Source organism: Aquitalea sp. USM4, assembly GCF_004328945.1.
Taxonomy (GTDB): Bacteria; Pseudomonadota; Gammaproteobacteria; order Burkholderiales; family Chromobacteriaceae; genus Aquitalea; species Aquitalea pelogenes.
Genome location: NZ_CP029539.1, coordinates 1852278 through 1870295 on the forward strand (window position 1 = coordinate 1852278; position 18018 = coordinate 1870295).

At 61.3% G+C, this 18018-nt stretch carries 25 protein-coding genes; 24 read left to right on the top strand and 1 reads right to left on the bottom strand.

Annotated features, from left to right (window positions below):
- The first annotated feature begins 201 nt into the window (after positions 1-201).
- Genes coxB through DKK66_RS08805 form a run of 5 tightly spaced genes read left to right on the top strand, consistent with a single transcriptional unit; the run spans position 202 to position 4575 of the window.
- Positions 202-1335 carry a cytochrome c oxidase subunit II gene (gene coxB, locus DKK66_RS08785; RefSeq protein WP_131357210.1) on the top strand — a complete coding sequence of 378 codons (1134 nt, stop codon included), beginning with the start codon at positions 202-204 and terminating at the stop codon, positions 1333-1335.
- A gap of 9 nt (positions 1336-1344) precedes the next feature.
- Complete coding sequence (gene ctaD, locus DKK66_RS08790) at positions 1345-2973, top strand: cytochrome c oxidase subunit I (protein WP_131357213.1); 1629 nt, start codon at positions 1345-1347, stop codon at positions 2971-2973.
- 12 nt (positions 2974-2985) lie between these two features.
- A complete protein-coding gene (locus DKK66_RS08795; RefSeq protein WP_131357216.1) occupies positions 2986-3528 on the top strand; it encodes a cytochrome c oxidase assembly protein in 543 nt (180 codons plus the stop codon).
- Positions 3525-3701: a DUF2970 domain-containing protein gene (locus DKK66_RS08800; RefSeq protein ID WP_082086336.1), complete on the top strand. Its 177-nt coding sequence runs from the start codon at positions 3525-3527 to the stop codon at positions 3699-3701. Before DKK66_RS08795 ends, DKK66_RS08800 begins: the two co-directional genes overlap by 4 nt.
- 10 nt (positions 3702-3711) lie before the next feature.
- Positions 3712-4575, top strand: coding sequence for a cytochrome c oxidase subunit 3 (locus DKK66_RS08805; protein WP_131357218.1), 864 nt, complete (start codon positions 3712-3714; stop codon positions 4573-4575).
- Between the two features lie 7 nt (positions 4576-4582).
- Here DKK66_RS08805 and DKK66_RS08810 read toward each other — a convergent pair whose 3' ends face one another.
- Positions 4583-4783 (bottom strand): DUF2909 domain-containing protein, encoded by a 201-nt coding sequence (locus DKK66_RS08810; protein WP_131357221.1) that lies wholly within the window; start codon positions 4781-4783, stop codon positions 4583-4585.
- An 88-nt stretch (positions 4784-4871) separates the two neighbouring features.
- On the opposite strand from DKK66_RS08810, the gene DKK66_RS08815 reads away from it, so the two are divergent.
- The 19 genes from DKK66_RS08815 (at position 4872) to DKK66_RS08905 (ending at position 18015) form a co-directional block, all read left to right on the top strand.
- A complete protein-coding gene (locus DKK66_RS08815) occupies positions 4872-5474 on the top strand; it encodes an SURF1 family cytochrome oxidase biogenesis protein (RefSeq protein WP_242673594.1) in 603 nt (200 codons plus the stop codon).
- Positions 5471-5965 (top strand): hypothetical protein, encoded by a 495-nt coding sequence (locus tag DKK66_RS08820; RefSeq protein ID WP_131357227.1) that lies wholly within the window; start codon positions 5471-5473, stop codon positions 5963-5965. Before DKK66_RS08815 ends, DKK66_RS08820 begins: the two co-directional genes overlap by 4 nt.
- 49 nt (positions 5966-6014) lie before the next feature.
- Positions 6015-7046, top strand: a complete 1032-nt coding sequence (locus DKK66_RS08825; RefSeq protein ID WP_242673595.1) for a heme A synthase — start codon at positions 6015-6017, stop codon at positions 7044-7046.
- A 151-nt stretch (positions 7047-7197) separates the two neighbouring features.
- Positions 7198-7788, top strand: coding sequence for an SCO family protein (locus DKK66_RS08830; protein ID WP_242673596.1), 591 nt, complete (start codon positions 7198-7200; stop codon positions 7786-7788).
- A gap of 47 nt (positions 7789-7835) precedes the next feature.
- A complete protein-coding gene (locus tag DKK66_RS08835; RefSeq protein ID WP_231588817.1) occupies positions 7836-8600 on the top strand; it encodes a flagellar brake protein in 765 nt (254 codons plus the stop codon).
- A gap of 40 nt (positions 8601-8640) precedes the next feature.
- Positions 8641-9282: an ATP phosphoribosyltransferase gene (hisG, locus tag DKK66_RS08840; RefSeq protein WP_045845855.1), complete on the top strand. Its 642-nt coding sequence runs from the start codon at positions 8641-8643 to the stop codon at positions 9280-9282.
- Positions 9283-9299: 17 nt separating this feature from the next.
- Complete coding sequence (hisD, locus tag DKK66_RS08845; RefSeq protein ID WP_131357230.1) at positions 9300-10592, top strand: histidinol dehydrogenase; 1293 nt, start codon at positions 9300-9302, stop codon at positions 10590-10592.
- Positions 10593-10843: 251 nt separating this feature from the next.
- Positions 10844-11914 (top strand): histidinol-phosphate transaminase, encoded by a 1071-nt coding sequence (hisC, locus tag DKK66_RS08850; RefSeq protein WP_131357233.1) that lies wholly within the window; start codon positions 10844-10846, stop codon positions 11912-11914.
- A 4-nt stretch (positions 11915-11918) separates the two neighbouring features.
- On the top strand, positions 11919-12512 hold the full coding sequence (hisB, locus tag DKK66_RS08855) for an imidazoleglycerol-phosphate dehydratase HisB (RefSeq protein ID WP_045845854.1): 594 nt from the start codon (positions 11919-11921) through the stop codon (positions 12510-12512).
- Between the two features lie 37 nt (positions 12513-12549).
- Positions 12550-13191, top strand: coding sequence for an imidazole glycerol phosphate synthase subunit HisH (hisH, locus tag DKK66_RS08860; RefSeq protein WP_045845853.1), 642 nt, complete (start codon positions 12550-12552; stop codon positions 13189-13191).
- A 19-nt stretch (positions 13192-13210) separates the two neighbouring features.
- Complete coding sequence (hisA, locus tag DKK66_RS08865; protein WP_045845766.1) at positions 13211-13954, top strand: 1-(5-phosphoribosyl)-5-[(5-phosphoribosylamino)methylideneamino]imidazole-4-carboxamide isomerase; 744 nt, start codon at positions 13211-13213, stop codon at positions 13952-13954.
- A 243-nt stretch (positions 13955-14197) separates the two neighbouring features.
- Positions 14198-14965, top strand: a complete 768-nt coding sequence (hisF, locus tag DKK66_RS08870) for an imidazole glycerol phosphate synthase subunit HisF (RefSeq protein ID WP_045845852.1) — start codon at positions 14198-14200, stop codon at positions 14963-14965.
- Positions 14962-15354 carry a phosphoribosyl-AMP cyclohydrolase gene (gene hisI, locus DKK66_RS08875; protein ID WP_045845765.1) on the top strand — a complete coding sequence of 131 codons (393 nt, stop codon included), beginning with the start codon at positions 14962-14964 and terminating at the stop codon, positions 15352-15354. Before hisF ends, hisI begins: the two co-directional genes overlap by 4 nt.
- A gap of 125 nt (positions 15355-15479) precedes the next feature.
- Complete coding sequence (locus tag DKK66_RS08880; protein ID WP_082086335.1) at positions 15480-15800, top strand: phosphoribosyl-ATP diphosphatase; 321 nt, start codon at positions 15480-15482, stop codon at positions 15798-15800.
- Positions 15801-15820: 20 nt separating this feature from the next.
- Positions 15821-16144, top strand: a complete 324-nt coding sequence (locus DKK66_RS08885) for a histidine triad nucleotide-binding protein (RefSeq protein ID WP_045845763.1) — start codon at positions 15821-15823, stop codon at positions 16142-16144.
- Positions 16145-16202: 58 nt separating this feature from the next.
- Positions 16203-16406: a Sec-independent protein translocase subunit TatA gene (gene tatA, locus DKK66_RS08890; protein WP_045845762.1), complete on the top strand. Its 204-nt coding sequence runs from the start codon at positions 16203-16205 to the stop codon at positions 16404-16406.
- 15 nt (positions 16407-16421) lie between these two features.
- Positions 16422-16931 (top strand): Sec-independent protein translocase protein TatB, encoded by a 510-nt coding sequence (gene tatB / locus DKK66_RS20590; protein ID WP_045845761.1) that lies wholly within the window; start codon positions 16422-16424, stop codon positions 16929-16931.
- Positions 16928-17671, top strand: coding sequence for a twin-arginine translocase subunit TatC (tatC, locus tag DKK66_RS08900; RefSeq protein ID WP_131357235.1), 744 nt, complete (start codon positions 16928-16930; stop codon positions 17669-17671). The genes tatB and tatC overlap by 4 nt, the downstream gene beginning before the upstream one ends.
- Positions 17668-18015 (top strand): DUF2069 domain-containing protein, encoded by a 348-nt coding sequence (locus DKK66_RS08905; protein WP_045845759.1) that lies wholly within the window; start codon positions 17668-17670, stop codon positions 18013-18015. Before tatC ends, DKK66_RS08905 begins: the two co-directional genes overlap by 4 nt.
- The last annotated feature ends 3 nt before the right edge of the window (positions 18016-18018 follow it).

The window sequence follows — 18018 nt, forward strand, 5'->3', positions numbered from 1 at the left end:
TGATGCGGACTAATCATCATTATTTGCCATCGTAACCCAATTACAAGTTCATGCATTTTGAATTTACATCACTGCCGCAGTGCGACATGAAAGATTCTTGTTTTTATTTTCATCTGACCTAGCATTGCAAACAGCTGTTGAATTTTGTTGTCAGTGTTTGAACAGGCCGCCAGCCATCCTGCGGCCGGAAAAGGGGGACGCATGTCCTGCCTTCGCCTCTGCGGCATCAGCGCCATATGGTTTGCCCTCCACAGCACCGCCGTGCAAGGGGAAACTGCGGCTTTCAATCTGCAGCCCCCCGCCACTTCTCTGGCCAGACTGGAATACGACCTGCACAGCATGCTGCTGTGGGTGACCGGGCTTATCTTCCTGCTGGTGTCGGGCGTGATGCTGTTTGCCATCGTGCGACACCGCAAATCACGCGCTTACCGCGCCAGAACCTTTCACGAAAACACCACGGTGGAAATCATCTGGACAGTGATTCCACTGCTGATCCTGCTGGCCATTGCCTGGCCGGCCACCCGTGCCGTGCTCAGCCAGAAAAGCACGCATGGCGAGGACATGACCATCCGCATCACCGGCTATCAGTGGAAATGGCGTTACGACTATCTGGATGACAATTTCGGTTTTGTCAGCCATTTGTCCACCCCGCGCACCGCCACTGCGGCCGGTGCTGCACGGCCGGAACATTATCTGCTGGAGGTGGACGAGCCATTGGTGCTGCCTACCGGGCGCAAGGTAAGGCTGCTGCTGACTGCCAACGATGTCATCCATTCCTGGTGGGTGCCGCAGCTGGGGGTGAAGCAGGATGCGATTCCCGGCTTTCTGCGTGATGCCTGGTTCATGGTGGACAAGCCCGGCATTTATCGCGGGCAGTGTTCCGAGCTGTGCGGCAAGGACCACGGTTTCATGCCCATCGTGGTGGATGCGCGCAGCCCGGAGGACTATGCACGCTGGCGCGATGCCAGACTGAAACAGGCGGCGGCTGCGGCGGATGACCCGGCCAGGGTATGGACGCTGGCGGCGCTGCGCCAGCGGGGCGAAACGGTGTACGGCCAGAACTGCCTGCCCTGTCATCAGGCCAGCGGCAAGGGCATTCCCGGTAATTTCCCGGCGCTGGACGGCTCGCCGGTAGTCAATGGCGACAAGGCCGCGCATCTGCACATCGTGTTTTATGGCAGCCAGCGCAATCCGGCCATGCAGGCCTGGGGCAAGCAGTTGTCGGATACCGATATCGCTGCCGTCATTACTTACGAGCGCAATGCCTGGGGCAATCATAGCGGGCAGGTGATACAGCCTGCGGAAATCCACGCGCTGCGCGGCAGTAGCGGTTAGGAGGCGGTCATGGCTCTGGCAGGCAATACGGCGCATGGCATGGTATCGGCACACAAGCCGCAAGGGCTGGCACGCTGGCTGTTTGCCACCAATCACAAGGACATCGGCTCCATGTACCTGTGGTTTGCCTTCTGCATGTTTCTGGTGGGCGGTGCGCTGGCGCTGTGCATCCGTGCCGAGCTGTTCAGTCCCGGCCTGCAATTCTTCCAGCCGGAGCTGTTCAACCAGCTGACTACCCTGCACGGGCTGATCATGGTGTTCGGCGCCATCATGCCGGCCTTCACCGGGCTGGCCAACTGGATGCTGCCCTTGATGATAGGCGCGCCGGACATGGCCTTTGCCCGCATGAACAACTGGAGCTTCTGGCTGCTGCCCCCGGCCATGACCCTGCTGCTGCTGTCCTTCATCGTGCCAGGCGGCGCGGCGGCGGCGGGCTGGACGCTCTATGCGCCGCTGTCGGTACAGCTGGGCATGGGCATGGATCTCACCATTTTTGCCATTCACATCCTGGGCATCAGCTCCATCATGGGGGCCATCAACATTGTGGTCACCATCATCAATCTGCGTGCGCCGGGCATGCGCATGATGAACATGCCGATGTTTGCCTGGGCCAGCCTGATTACCGCTTATCTCATCATCGCGGTGATGCCGGTGCTGGCCGGTGCCGTCACCATGGTGCTGACCGACCGTCACTTCGGCAGCCACTTCTTCAATGCTGCCGGCGGGGGCGACCCCATCCTGTACCAGCACGTGTTCTGGTTTTTCGGTCATCCGGAGGTGTACATCATGGCCTTGCCGGCCTTTGGCATTGTCAGCCAGGTGATTCCCACCTTCGCGCGCAAGCCCTTGTTTGGTTACAGCTCCATGGTCTATGCCACCAGCTCCATCGGCGTGCTGTCCTTCATGGTGTGGGCGCACCACATGTTTGTCACCGGCATGCCCGCCACGGCACAGCTGTTCTTCATGTACGCCACCATGCTGATTGCCGTGCCTACCGGCGTGAAGGTGTTCAACTGGATTGCCACCATGTGGCAAGGGAGCATGAGTTTTGAAACGCCGATGCTGTTTGCCATCGGCTTCATCCTGTTGTTCACCATCGGCGGCCTGTCCGGGGTGACGCTGAGTGTGGCGGCGGTGGATGTCCAGCTGCATGGCAGCTATTACGTGGTGGCGCATTTTCACTATGTGCTGGTGGCCGGGGCGCTGTTCAGCCTGTTTTCCGCCGTGTATTACTGGTTTCCCAAGATGACCGGGCGCATGTATGTGGAGCGTCTGGGCCAGCTGCATTTCTGGTGGTCCTTGCTGTGGTTCAACGTCACCTTCTTTCCCATGCACTTTCTCGGTCTGGCCGGCATGCCGCGCCGCATTCCGGATTACGCGCTGCAATTTACCGATTTCAACCGCATTGCCAGTATTGGCGCCTTCATGTTTGGCCTGGGCCAGCTGATTTTCCTGGTCAATATCCTGTACTCGCTGCGCCATGGCAAAGCCGCGCCGCAACAGCCATGGGAAGGGGCCAACACCCTGGAATGGCAAATACCCACGCCCGCGCCTTACCACAGCTTCAACCCTCCGCCACAGCTGGAAACCGCTGAAAACGGCGTGGTGCTGAGCATGCGGGAAGGCGGGCAGGGCTAGCGGGAGCCGGGCATGGACAGGGTGCGGATGGCCAATACGGTATTGCTGCGCAAGCTGCTGCTGGCGGTGCTGCTGATGTTCGGCTTTGCCTGGTTGCTGGTGCCCTTGTACCGGGTGCTGTGCGAGGTGAGCGGCCTGAACCGCGTGGTGGCTGCCGATGTCTTGCCGGAAGCCAGCACCAGCCAGCCGCCAGTCCGCCCGGTGACCCTGCAGCTGGACACCATGGTGCAGCCCGGCCTGCCCTGGCAGGTGCGGCCGCTGCAATCCCGGTTGCAAGTGCAAACCGGCCAGCTCGTCCAGTTGCAGTACGAAATGCGCAATAACAGCGGCCAAAGCGTGGTGGGGCAGGCTATTCCGCGCTATCTGCCAGCCGAAGCGGCGGCTTATGTGAAGAAGCTGGAATGTTTCTGTTTTCGCCAGCAAGCCTTCCGGCCGGGCGAGGTAAGGCGTTTCCCAGTGGTGTTGCTGATCGACCGGGAACTGCCCGCCGCCATCGACAGCATCACGCTGGCCTACAGCGTGTTTGATGTACCGGGGCAGGGGCGTACGCCATGAGTGGCTGGCGCGGCGTGCTGGCCGTGTTGTCGGCTTTTTGCGGTATCCGCCCGCGCAAGGCGGTACAGCAGGACAGCCAGTTGCGACCGTGGCAGCTGATCATCACCGCACTGTTGCTGGTACTGATGCTGATTGGCTTGCTGCTGGCGCTGGCGCGCTGGATAGGTGCTTGAGGAGAGGGCAATGGAGCATCCCGAACAACCGCTGGCCGGGCCGTATTTCGTGCCGGCCCCGTCGCGCTGGCCGGCGCTGGGCGCGCTGGCATTGTTTTGTCTCGGGCTGGGTGCTGCGCTGGCTGTCAATGCCATGGCGTGGGGTGGCGGGCTGTTGCTGCTCGGCGCGCTATGCCTGTTGCGGATGCTGGTCGGCTGGTTTGGTGACGTGATAGGCGAAAACCAGCAAGGCTGTTACCAGCAGCAGGAGGACCTGTCGTTCCGCTGGGGCATGGGCTGGTTCATTTTTTCCGAAGTCATGCTGTTTGCCGCGTGTTTTGGCGTGCTGTTCTGGCTGCGGCTGGTGGCGCTGCCCACGCTGGGCGGCCTGGATTACAAATGGCTGTACCCGGATTTTTCCCCCAGCTGGCCTTTGCAGACCGCACCGCAGGCCACGCAAGCTTACCGGGCGATGGAGGCCTGGGGCTTGCCCGCGTTCAATACCCTGATTCTGCTGACATCGGGTGCCACGCTGACCTGGGCGCACTGGGGCCTGCTGCAAGGGAGGCGTCGGCAGTTACAAGCCGGTTTGCTTTGTACTTTCAGCCTGGGTGGCTTGTTCCTGTTGTTGCAGGCCTTCGAATACCACCACGCCTGGACGGCCTGGCGGCTTACCTTGTCGGCCGGGGCCTACGGCATGACCTTCTATCTGCTCACCGGCCTGCATGGCCTGCATGTGCTGCTGGGCAGCCTGATCTTGCTGGTGGTATGGCGGCGGGTACGACGTGGACATTTTGACCACCAGCACCATTTCGCCTTCGAAGCGGCGGCCTGGTACTGGCATTTTGTCGATGTGGTGTGGCTGTTGCTGTTTGTGCTGGTGTATTGCCTATGAGCCGGACTCAACCCGCCTGCTGCGGCCGCCACCAGCCGAACAGCGCGCCCAGCAGCAACAGCATGAACAGGCCGATGGACAGGCCGACCCGCAAGGTCAGCGAGCGGATCAGCCGTTGCGACCCCGATTCCGCCTTCAGCAGGCCGGACAGCCCCCAGAACAGCGCCAGCACGATACAAGCCAGCAAGAACACGAAGATGATTTTCATGGCGGAATCCCCCGGTACTGCCCGGACAGCGAATACATGTATTCAGTCTAGTGGCAAAAATCGCGGTCGTGGGTTTCTGTTGTTATGCGTGTTGTTACCTTTTGTACTGGCGCTGTGGCAATGGCAGCGCGGCATGGACAAATTGGCGCTGGAACAGGCACTGGCCACGCGGCAGGCAGCGCCGCCGGCCCGCATCCTGCCGTCGACCGGGATGGCAGATCTGGCGCGCTACCGGTTGCAGGGCGTCCGTGCCGCCGGGCTGCCCATCCTGCTGGCCAACAGTCTCTTGGAGGGCATGCCGGGCCAGCGTGTGCTGCAGCCCATCAGGCTGGCCGATGGCAGCCTGATTCTGGCTGATCTTGGCTGGCGTGCAGTTAACAGCCCCTTGCCGGATCTGACCTTGCCGGCGCAGTTGCCCGGCCAGTGGTGGCCCTGGCATGGGCGCTGGACCTTGCCGGCTGCCCGGCTGGGTACGGCAGGTGAAGTCGATGCGGTGGACATGGCTGGCCTGATGCGGCGCTATCCGGGCCACTGGCATGCCGGTGTCTTCATCGCCCAGCCGTCCTTGTCCGGCCTGCAGCCATGGCCGTTACTGCCACCGCTATCTGCCCAGCGCCATTTCGCCTATGCCGTGCAGTGGCTGTTGCTGGGGCTTTGCCTGCTGTGGCGCTGGCGGCGGAGTGGGGCATGACAGCGCGTCGCGTCCTGTTGCTGATGCTGCTGTTATGTCTGCTGCCACCGCTGGCCGCATGGTTCAGTTATCACTGGTGGCAGCCTGAGGCAGGCAAAAGCTATGGCCGCTTGCTGCCCTTGCAAGCCTTGGCAATTGCCGGGCATGCCGCCTGGCCGCAGGGAAGGTGGGTACTGGTGACGCAGCAGGGTGCCCGTGCTTGTGAACAGGCTTGCCAGCAGCGTTTGCATGCCATGCGGCAGATTCATCTGGCGCTGGGCGAGGCGGCACCGCGCTTGCGCCGGGTGGTGTTGTATCAGCCACCGGCCAGTCCGGCACAGGGTAATGGTCTGTTGGCTCTGCCCGGAGACATAGCCGGCGCGCAGGAGCCCGGCTTTTACCTGATCGACCCGCAAGGACGGCAACTGCTGTTTTATGCCGACACACTCAGCCCGCCCGCCATCATCCGCGAGCTGACCATGCTGTTGCGGGTGAATAACGGACTGGGGTGAGCCTGGCCCGGCAGCATCTTGCCGACGGCAGGACAATAAGGAGACTGCAATGCGAAAGCTGCTCTGGCTGGCGGTGGTGCTGGCCTGCATCCTGTTGCCGCTGGGTGCTTATGTCCGCTTGTCGCAGGCGGGGCTGGGCTGCCCGGATTGGCCCGGCTGCTTTGGCCAGCTATCGCCGGCACAGGCGGCGCAGGACATTGCCCATGCCATGCGCTTGCAGGCGGACGGCCCGGTGAGCACGGACAAGGCTTGGAAGGAAATGGCGCATCGCTATCTGGCCGGCGGGCTGGGCCTGTTGCTGCTGGCGTATTGCTGGCAGGCCTGGCGCACCCGTCAGCAGCTGTTTGCGGCCAGCGGACTGTTGGTCTTGCTGCTGTTGCAGGCCATGCTGGGCATGTTGACCGTGACCCTGCAATTGCGCCCGCTGATTGTCGCCAGCCATCTGTTGCTGGGCATGTGCCTGTTTGCCTTGCTGTGCAGCACGGCCAGTGCGCGTTACTGGCCGTCACAGGCGGTGGCACCGTCTCACTGGCGGCTGGTGGCCTTGCTGCTGCTGGTGCTGGCCGGGCAGATAGCCCTCGGCGGCTGGATGGCGGCCAATCAGGCCGCGCTGGCCTGCCAGGGGTTTCCACGCTGCAACGGTGAATGGTGGCCCGCCATGCAGTTGTCGGCAGCCTGGCCGGGCTGGCAGGGTGCGGGTCCGGACGGTGCGGCGCTGCCCCTGGCTGCGCTGGTGGCGGTGCACTGGTTGCATCGCGTGGGCGCTGCGTTGTTGTCTGGCCTGCTGCTGCTGACGCTATGGCGCTTGTGGTCTTACCCGTCCTTGCGTCGTCAGCTGTGTCTGCTCGGTTTGCTGGCTGGTTTGCAACTATTGCTGGGCATGGCCAATGTCCTGTTGCAACGCCCGCTGCCCATTGCGCTGGCCCATCATGTGCTGGCGATGTTGCTGCTGGCTACGGGGTGGACCTTGCTGTGCCGCCTGCACGCCCGCGCCGCGCGGCACGTGTCTGCCATGGTGCAACAGGCAGGCCGTCGGCCATCCGCCTGGCTGGGGAAGTGCATTGGTCCGCATCCGCACTGAATGGCGCTGGCATGCAGCAGCAGCCAGCGGTGGCATTGCTGTGGCGAGTTTCTTGCTGTACCGGTGCATCGCCAGTATCCTGACAGGCTGTTACATGGCCGGGCCTGCCGCCCTGCCGACTCAATTCCATCTGTCTGCTAGTGGTTACCTGATGCGTTTTCTGTTGCGATTTTTCATGCTTGCCAGCCTGTTGCTGGCCATGGCGGCCTGCGCTCCCAAGGCGGAAGTGAAGCTGGACCTCAAGGGTACCGACATGAGTGGCACCCAGCTGGGTGGCGACTTCAGTCTGACCGATCATCAAGGCAAGCCGCGCAAGCTGTCCGACTATGCCGGCAAGGTGGTTGCCTTGTTCTTTGGCTATACCCATTGCCCCGATGTCTGCCCCACCACCATGCTGGAATACGCAACGGTGATGAAGAAGCTGGGCGCGGATGCCGACAAGGTGCAGGTGCTGTTTGTCACGGTTGACCCGGAGCGTGATACCGGTGCGGTGCTGGCGGGCTATGTGCCGCATTTTGACCCGCGCTTTGTCGGCCTGAGCGGCACGCCGGCGCAGATCGACGCCGTCAAGTCGGCTTACAAGGTAGTGGCGCAAAAGGTGGCCGGAGCCGATGGCTCTTATACCGTGGATCACAGCGCCGGCTCCTATCTGTTCGACAAGAGCGGCAAATTGCGTGTTTATGAGGCCTACGGAACGCCGGCAGACAGCCTGACCCATGATATTCGTCAGCTGTTACGCTAGAATTCAGCCAATGATTCAACTTTAAATCGCGGAAAGAAGCATCCATCGTGAGCCAAGACAATACCGCCGGCATGCCGCATGGCGACCACGCCCAACCCGATCTGTCCAGGTACACACTGGCCACGCCGGTTGAGGTGGTCCACCATCTGGCGTCCATTGCCAAGTCGGGTCATATGGTCACGGTGTTTTCCAACAAGGGCAAAACCTTCATCCTCACCCGCTTTCTGGAGGTAGACGCCAAGCGTGGCGTGCTGCTGCTGGACTGGGGCGCGGACCCGGTCACCAACGATCAGCTGCTGGCCAGCGAGCGCAATGTCTTTGTCTGCTCGCCCGAGGGGGTGAAAACCCAGTTTGTCACCACGGCTGCCCGCAAGGTGATGCTCGATAGCGGCCCGGCCTTCGAGGTGGACCTGCCGGAGCAGGTCATCAAATTGCAGCGCCGCGAATTTTTCCGCATCCAGACGCCGGTGAGCAATCCGGTCAGCTGCCATATTGCCGATTACCCCAACCGCCCACTCGACCTGGTGCTGTTCGACATCAGCCTGGGGGGATGCAGCCTGTGGTTGCCGGCGGCGCAAACGCCGGGTTTCGAGCTGGGGCAGCAATATCTGGATTGCAGTTTTGAACTGAGGCCGATTGGCAGCCTGCGGGCTGGCATCGAAGTGCGACACCACCTGACCACCCGTTTGCGTAACGGCAACGACGCAGTCCGTGTCGGCTGTGCTTTCCTGAAAATGACTCCGTCGTCGGAAACGCTGGTGCAGCGTTATGTCGGCCATCTGGAACGCGAACGCCGCGCGCTGGTTGGCTGATGGTCATCCCATTTTTCATTTCCATTGTCTGTTTATCATCATGACCCTGACCATTGCCCTGTCCAAGGGGCGCATCTTTGAAGAAACCCTGCCCCTGCTGGCCGCTGCCGGCATTGTTCCGGCGGAAGATCCGGAATCCTCGCGCAAGCTCATCATCGGCACCAATCATGCCGATGTACGGCTGGTGATTGTAAGAGCGTCGGACGTCCCCACCTATGTCCAGTACGGCGCAGCCGATCTGGGCATTGCCGGTCGCGACGTGCTGATCGAACACGGCGGCGACGGCCTGTATCAGCCGCTGGACCTGAACATTGCCAAGTGCAAGATGATGGTGGCGGTGGAAAACGGCTTTGACTACCAGAATGCCGTGCGCCAGGGCGCACGCCTGAAAGTGGCCACCAAGTATCCGAAAATCGCCCGTGAACACTTTGCCGCCAAGGGTGTGCATGTGGACATCATCAAGCTGTACGGCTCGATGGAACTGGCTCCGCTGGTAGGGCTGGCCGACGCCATCGTCGATCTGGTATCCACTGGCGGTACGCTGCGCGCCAACAATCTGGTGGCGGTGGAACACATCATCGACATCAGCTCGCGCATGGTGGTGAACCAGGCCGCGCTCAAGCTCAAATACGACCGCATCCAGCCGGTGCTGGATGCCTTTGCCTCTGCCGTGCCGGCATAAGGCAGAAACGGAATCCCATGCTGAAACTGTCTTCGACCCAAGCTGATTTCCAGCAGCAACTGCAAGCACTGCTGGCCTTTGAAACCGCGCAGGACCCGGCAGTGGACAGCGCCGTGGCGGCCATCTGTGATGATGTCAAGGCACGCGGTGATGCAGCGGTACTGGAATACACCAACCGCTTCGACCGCATGCAGGCCGCTTCCATGGCCGAGCTCACCCTGTCGCGTGAGCAGCTGGAAGCTGCCTGGCAGCGTCTGCCCGCCGAAGTGCAACAGGCCCTGAGCGCCGCTGCCGAACGCGTACGCCGCTACCACGAGAAACAGCTGGCCCATTCCTGGAGCTACGAGGACGAAGACGGCACCCTGCTGGGCCAGCAAGTCACCGCACTGGACCGCGTGGGCATTTACGTGCCCGGTGGCAAGGCGGCGTATCCCAGCTCGGTACTGATGAACGCGATGCCGGCCAAGGTGGCCGGTGTGGGCGAAATCATCATGGTGGTGCCTACCCCGCAAGGCGAGCGCAACGACCTGGTGCTGGCTGCTGCCTTCATCGCCGGTGTGGACAAGGTATTCACCTGTGGCGGTGCCCAGGCCGTGGCCGCGCTGGCCTATGGCACGGAAACCATCCCGCAGGTGGACAAGATTACCGGGCCGGGTAATGCCTATGTGGCCGCTGCCAAACGCCGCGTGTTCGGCGTGGTGGGCATCGACATGGTGGCCGGTCCGTCCGAAATCCTGGTGATCTGCGATGGCAACACCCCGGCCGACTGGATTGCCATGGACCTGTTCAGCCAGGCCGAGCACGACGAAATCGCCCAGGCCATCCTGCTGTGCCCGTCGGCGGAATACATTGCCGAAGTGGAAGCCAGCATTGCAAAGCTGCTGCCCACCATGCCGCGCCGCGCCATCATCGAAGCCAGCCTGGGCAACCGTGGCGCGCTGATCCAGGTGCGCGACCTGGCCGAAGCCTGCGAGATTGCCAATTACATCGCGCCGGAACATCTGGAGCTGTCGGTGGCTGACCCGGACGCCAGCCTGCCGCTGCTGCGTCATGCCGGTGCCATCTTCATGGGCCGTTTCACCTCGGAAAGCCTGGGCGACTACTGTGCAGGCCCCAACCACGTGCTGCCCACCAGCCGCACCGCACGCTTTGCCAGCCCGCTGGGCGTGTACGACTTCCAGAAACGCTCCAGCCTGATTCGCGTGTCTGCCGCCGGCGCGCAGAAACTGGGCAAGATCGCCAGCGTGCTGGCGCATGGCGAAGGCCTCACCGCTCACGCCCGTGCTGCCGAGCTGCGGCTGGAATCCTGAGAAAATCCTTCAGCTGAAGACAGGGCCGGCTCGATACCGGCCCTGTTTTTTCGTGCGCTGAAAATGTCGTCAAATGTCGGTTTCCCGTGCCATCATTCGGGCTGGCCACGGCGCGCAACTAGCCCAAAACAGCCGAACACGGTAGGATAGCCAGCCTGTGCGTTGTTCCGGCAGCGCCCCTTGCATACCTGAAACAGCTACACCTGAAACAGCCGGTCGCTTGTGATGACAACTGATCCGGCTCCATCATCATGACATTGACTGCCAAGCAACTGGTCCGTCCGGAAATTGCCGGAATCAAGGCCTACCACGTGGCTGATGCCAGCGGCCTCATCAAGCTGGACGCCATGGAAAACCCCTACGCGCTGCCATCTGCACTGCGCGCCGAACTGGGGCAATGCCTGGCCGACGTCGCCATCAACCGTTATCCCGATCCGCATGGCGGCGGGCTGAAGGACGAACTGAAGGCAGCGTTTGACATACCGGCAGCCGCCAGTGTGCTGCTGGGTAATGGTTCGGACGAAATCATCACCCTGATCGCCCAGGCACTGGCGCGCCCCGGCGCGGTGATGCTGGCGCTGGAGCCGTCTTTCGTCATGTACCGCATGAATGCGCTGTTCTCCGGCCTGCAGTATGTCGGGGTGCCGCTCAATGCCGATTTCAGCCTGGATCTGCCGGCCCTGCTGGCGGCCATTGCCACCCATCAGCCGGCGATGGTGTTCCTGTCCTATCCCAATAATCCCACCGGCCCGCAGTTTGGCCGCGAGCAGGTACTGGCCGTGCTGGATGCCGCACCGGGACTGGTGGTAGTGGATGAGGCCTACCAGGCCTTTGCCAGCGACAGCCTGATGGATCTGGCCGGTAGCCGCCCCAATCTGCTGGTGATGCGCACCCTGTCCAAGCTGGGCCTGGCCGGTTTGCGCCTGGGCTATGCCGCAGGCTGTGCCGAATGGATAGACGAGCTGGACAAGGTACGCCCGCCGTACAACATCAATGTGCTGACCCAGGCGGCCGCCCGCTTTGCGCTGCGCCATCTGGCGGTGTTCATGCAGCAGGCACAGACCCTGCGCGACGAACGCCAGCGCCTGTTGCAGGCCTTGCGTCAGTACAGCGCGTTGACTGCATTTGATTCACAGGCCAATTTTGTCACCATCCGCGTGCCGGATGCCGCAGAACTGTTTGCCTTCCTGAAGAAAAATGGCATCCTGATCAAGAACTTGCATGGCAGCCACCCGCTGCTCGACAACTGTCTGCGCCTCACCGTGGGCAGTCCGGATGAAAACACGGCCGTGCTTGCTGCACTGGCCGGCTACTTTGCCTGAAATCATGAGAACAGCCTCCGTTACCCGCAATACCCTGGAAACCCAGATCACCGTCACCCTGAACCTGGATGGTACTGGCCGCAGCCATTTCGATACCGGCGTGCCCTTTCTCGACCACATGATGGACCAGATTGCCCGCCACGGCCTGATCGACCTGGACATCGTGGCCAAGGGCGATTTGCACATTGATGCCCACCACACGGTGGAAGACATTGGCATCACGCTGGGCCAGGCCTTTGCCAAGGCCATTGGCGACAAGAAGGGCATCCGCCGTTACGGCCATGCCTACGTGCCGCTGGACGAAGCGCTCAGCCGCGTGGTGATCGACCTCTCCGGCCGTCCCGGTCTGGTGTACAACGTGGAATACACCCGTGCCAGCATCGGCCAGTTCGATGTCGACCTGTTCTCCGAGTTTTTCCATGGCTTCGTCAACCACAGCATGGTGACCCTGCATATCGACAATCTGCGCGGGGTAAACAGCCACCATCAGGCCGAAACCATTTTCAAGGCCTTTGGCCGCGCGCTGCGCATGGCCTGTGAAGTGGACGAACGCATGGGCGGTGCCACGCCGTCCACCAAGGGCACGCTGACGGCCTGAGCCGCAGCCCACCTTCATCCGAACAGTTAGGGGCATGATGAAAGTCGCAGTAATCGACTATGGCATGGGCAATCTGCACTCGGTGCTCAAGTCCATCCAGGCAGTCAACGACCAGGGCGCGGACATTTTCCTCAGCCGCGACCCGGAAGCCATCGTCAAGGCAGACAAGGTAGTGTTTCCCGGCCAGGGTGCCATGCCGGACTGCATGCGCGAGCTCAATAGCTACGGCCTAGCCGAGGCAGTACGTGAAACCACGCAAACCAAGCCGTTTTTTGGCATTTGCGTGGGTGCACAGTTGCTTTTCCAGCACAGTGAAGAAGGCGATACGCCCGGACTTGGCCTGTTTCCGGGCAATGTGGTCCGTTTTTCGGCTAACCTGACGGACGCCGCTGGCGAGCGCCTCAAGGTGCCGCACATGGGCTGGAACCGTGTTTACCAGACAACATCCCATCCGCTGTTTGCCGGGATAGAAGATGGCGAGCGTTTCTATTTTGTCCACAGCTACCATTTCGCCCCGGCCGATGCAGCGCTGACGCTGGCGGAAAGTGAGTACCCGGACAGATTTTCCTGTATCGTCGGGCGTGGCAATATCTTTGCGACGCAGTTTCATACCGAAAAGAGCCACCGTGCCGGTCTTCAGATGATGAAGAACTTCCTGGCATGGGATGGCAGTGTTTAACTTACGTTGATCTAGCACCATGCTGCTTATACCCGCTATCGACCTCAAAGATGGTCAATGCGTACGCCTGAAACAGGGCGTCATGGACGATGCCACCGTCTTTTCCGATGACCCGGTCCAGGTGGCCGCTCACTGGCGAGACCAGGGCGCACGACGCCTGCATCTGGTGGACCTGAACGGTGCCTTTGCCGGCAAACCCAAGAACCTGAATGTCATCCGCTCCATCCTGCAGGAAGTGGGCGACGACATGCCGGTGCAACTGGGTGGCGGCATCCGCGACCTGGACACCATCGAAAAATACCTCGACATGGGCCTGTCCTACGTCATCATCGGTACTGCCGCGGTGAAAACCCCCGGCTTCCTGCATGATGCCTGCGATGCCTTCCCCGGTCAGGTGATTGTCGGTCTGGATGCCAAGGATGGCATGGTGGCCATTGATGGCTGGGCCAAGATCACCAATCACAATGTGATCGACCTGGCCAAGCGCTTCCAGGACTACGGCGTCAATTCGGTGATCTACACCGACATCGGCCGTGACGGCATGATGAACGGCGTCAATATCGAAGCCACCGTCAAGCTGGCCCAGGCACTGACCATTCCGGTGATTGCCTCCGGCGGCCTGACCAACCTCGACGACGTACGCAATCTGTGCGCCGTGGAAGACGAGGGCATCGAAGGTGCCATCACCGGCCGTGCCATCTACGAAGGCAGCATCGACTTTGCTGCTGCGCAGACACTGGCCGACGAATTGTCCGAGGCCTGATCCGGCTTTAACCCCCGGTTTGGCAAGGCTGTTGCCAAACCGGATCTCGCCTTCTGCCAAGAAGGCGAGGCACCCTTCCCAATCGGGGAAGGGCGGGGGGATGGGAATCGACAGGAAGGCTGTGGAATCAGCTACCGCGGTGGAGCGGCCCGGCTTGGCCGGGGCCGGTAACATCGGATCCAATTACTTTGTCAACAGCCTGTGGCCGAAGACGCTTCGGCCAAATTTTTTTGTGTTGCGAACATGACTCTGGCCAAACGCATTATCCCCTGCCTGGACGTGACTGCCGGTCGCGTCGTCAAGGGCGTCAACTTTGTCGGCCTGCGCGATGCCGGCGACCCGGTGGAAATCGCCCGGCGCTACAACGAGCAAGGTGCCGACGAGCTTACCTTTCTGGACATTACCGCCAGCTCTGACGACCGTGACCTGATCCTGCATGTGATCGAATCGGTGGCCGAACAGGTATTCATCCCGCTGACCGTGGGTGGTGGCGTGCGCAAGGTGGAAGACATCCGTCGTCTGCTCAACGCCGGTGCCGACAAGGTCAGCATCAATACCGCTGCGGTGACCAACCCCGAACTGGTGCGCGAAGCCGCCGCCAAGTTTGGCAGCCAGTGCATCGTGGTGGCAGTGGACGCCAAGGCCGTCACCCCGGAAAACGACCGCTGGGAAGTGTTTACCCATGGCGGGCGAAACCGTACCGGCATCGACGCTGTGGAATGGGCGCAAAAGATGCAGGAATACGGTGCCGGTGAAATCCTGCTCACCAGCATGGACCGCGACGGCACCAAGATCGGCTTCAACCTGCCGCTGACCCGTGCCGTGTCCGAAGGCGTCGGCATTCCGGTGATTGCCTCCGGTGGCGTGGGCAATCTGCAGCATCTGGTGGATGGCGTGAAGCTGGGCAAGGCCGATGCCGTGCTGGCTGCCAGCATCTTCCACTTCAGCGAATACACGGTGCGCGAGGCCAAGGAAGCCATGCGTGACGCAGGCATCGAGGTGCGGCTATGAGCAACTGGCTGGACGAAGTGAAGTGGGACGCCCAGGGCCTGGTGACCGCCATTGCCCAGGACAGTGCTACCGGCCGCGTGCTGATGGTGGCCTGGATGAACCGCGAAAGCCTGCAACTGACGGCCGACACTGGCATTGCCCACTACTGGAGCCGCTCGCGCCAGAAGCTGTGGAAAAAGGGTGAGGAATCCGGCCATCTGCAAACCGTCGACGAGCTGCGGCTGGACTGCGACGGCGACGTCATCGTGATGCAGATCCGCCAGGCCGGTGGCATTGCCTGCCATACCGGTCGCGAAAGCTGTTTCTACCGCCGTTTTGAAAACGGTGGCTGGACCATCGTGGACGCCGTGCTCAAAGACCCGGACGCCATTTACCAGCACAAGCATTGAGTTGCGTCGTGTCAAACGGCTGCCATCCGCAGCCGTTACAATGACAAGCCGCCTCCGGGCGCTAACGGCCGATGCGTGAATCGGCCTATACTTGCCGAATTCCCAGTATGCAAAGGTGAAGCATCATGACCTTCGATGTGCTCAAGACTGTAGCCGACACCCTGGAAGCCCGCCGCGAGGCGAGCCCCCAGTCCTCCTATGTGGCCTCCCTGTTTCACAAGGGTGAAGACGCCATTCTGAAAAAAGTGGCAGAAGAGGCGGCAGAAACCATCATGGCCTCCAAGGACAAGGACAAGCTGCATCTGGTGCGTGAAGTAGCCGACCTGTGGTTCCACTCCATGGTGCTGCTGGCTTATCATGGCCTGCGTCCGGAAGACGTGCTGATGGAGCTGCATCGTCGTGAAGGCATTTCCGGCATCGACGAAAAAGCCTCCCGTCCCTCCTGAACCGCTGACAGGACCATGCTATGAGTGACTGCATTTTCTGCAAGATTGCCGCAGGGGAGATTCCCTGCAACAAGGTATATGAAGACGACGAAGTGCTGGCTTTCCATGACATCCGTCCGCTGGCTCCGGTTCATTTCCTGATCATTCCCAAGCTGCACGTGGCCTCGCTGGCCGAGTGCGGCCCGGAACACGAAGCCCTGCTGGGCCGCATCATGGGCCTGGTGCCGCGTCTGGCTGCCGAGCAGGGCCTGGCGGCCGGCTTCAAGACCGGCATCAATACCGGTCATGGTGGCGGCCAGGAAGTGTTCCACCTGCATGTGCATGTATTCGGCCACAAGGGCTGATGGTGTAAACGGCGTACCCGTCCAAGGGTGCGCCTGATCATTTTGAAAGGAAGTTGCAATGGGTTCTTTCAGTATCTGGCACTGGCTGATTGTGCTGTTGATCGTGGTGCTGGTGTTCGGCACCAAAAAACTGAAAAACGTGGGTGAAGACCTGGGCGGCGCCGTGCGTGGCTTCAAGGAAGGCATGAAGGGCGAGAACGAAAAGGCTGACAAGCCTGCCGAAACCGGCCGCATCATCGACAACGAATCCGACAAGAAATAAACCACAGGCCGCATCGTGTTCGATATCAGCTTTGGTGAAATCCTCCTGATCGGCATCGTGGCACTGGTGGTGCTGGGGCCGGAGCGCCTGCCCACCGTTGCCCGCACCCTGGGTGCGCTGGTGGCGCGTGCCCAGCGCTTTGTTGCCAGCGTCAAGGCCGACATCCATCAGCAGGCCAATCTGAGCGGCCTGGATGGCCTGCGCAACGATATCCAGGATGCGGCCAGCAGTTTCAAGGCGCAGATGGAAGCGGAAGTGCAGGGCGTACGGCAGGAAATGGCCGCCCAGTCCGCCCAGCTGCAGCAACTGTCCAGTGAGGCCAAGGCCCCGCTGGAAGAAGCCGCCCGCACCATTCATGGCGGGCTGGATTTGCAGGCATCGGCACCTGCCGCCGTGGTATCCACCGTGGTGGAGGAAAAGTCCGCGCCGGAAGCCCCGCCACGCGACGAAAACCAGCTGGACCTGTTTGATGACATGCCGCCAGCGTCCGGCCAGACTTCCACCCCATCCCATCCTCACGCATGAACGAACAACCTTTGCTTGTCCATCTGCTGGAATTGCGCACGCGGCTGGTACGCGCAATTCTGGGCCTGATGCTGGTGTTTCTCGGCCTGTTCCACTGGTCTGGCGATATCTATCATTTGCTGGCCAAACCCTTGCTGGACGCGCTGCCCAATGGCGGCAGCATGATTGCCACCGAGGTGACGGCCACCTTCTTCGTGCCGATGAAGCTCACCATGCTGGTGGCCTTCCTCATTTCGCTGCCCAACACCCTGTACCAGGTGTGGGCCTTTGTCGCGCCGGGGCTGTACAGCCACGAGAAAAAACTGATCCTGCCGCTGGTTGTGGCCAGCGTGCTGCTGTTCTTGCTGGGGATGGCGTTTGCCTATTTCCTGGTGTTCCCGGTGGCCTTTCACTTTTTCTCCATGATGACGCCCAGCGGGGTGAGCATGATGACCGACATCGACAAGTACCTGTCGTTTGTCATGGGCATGTTCATCGCCTTTGGTGTCACCTTTGAAGTGCCCATCATCGTGATCGTGCTGGTGCGCATGGGGGTGATTTCCATTGCGCAGCTGCGCGAAGCACGGCCTTATGTGATTGTCGGTGCTTTCGTGGTGGCAGCGGTGGTCACGCCGCCGGATGTGTTGTCGCAAACCATGCTGGCCGTACCGCTGTGGTTGCTGTACGAAGTAGGCATCATCATGGCGGTATTCATGGCGCGCCCCGGGCGTGCGGTGAGCGTTGGAACTCAGGAAAAATGAACCGAAAACTGTTTCACTATGGTGCGGCCGCCAGTCTGGTCGCCCTGATTCTGCTGACCCTGGCCTGGGAGCTGTGGCTGGCCCCGGTACGACCGGGCGGCTCGTTTCTGGCGCTCAAGGCTGTCATCCTGCTGGCACCGCTGATGGGCATTCTCAAGGAGCGCCTGTATACCTACCAGTGGTCCAGCATGTTCATTCTGGCCTTCTTTACCGAGGGCATCATGCGCAGCTGGGGAGATAGCGGCCTGTCGCAAACCCTGGCCTTGTGGGAAGTGGCAATCAGCGTGGTGTTCTTTGGCTGCGTGCTGGGTTTTGCCCGCACTTTCAAGCGCAAACCGGCCTGAATT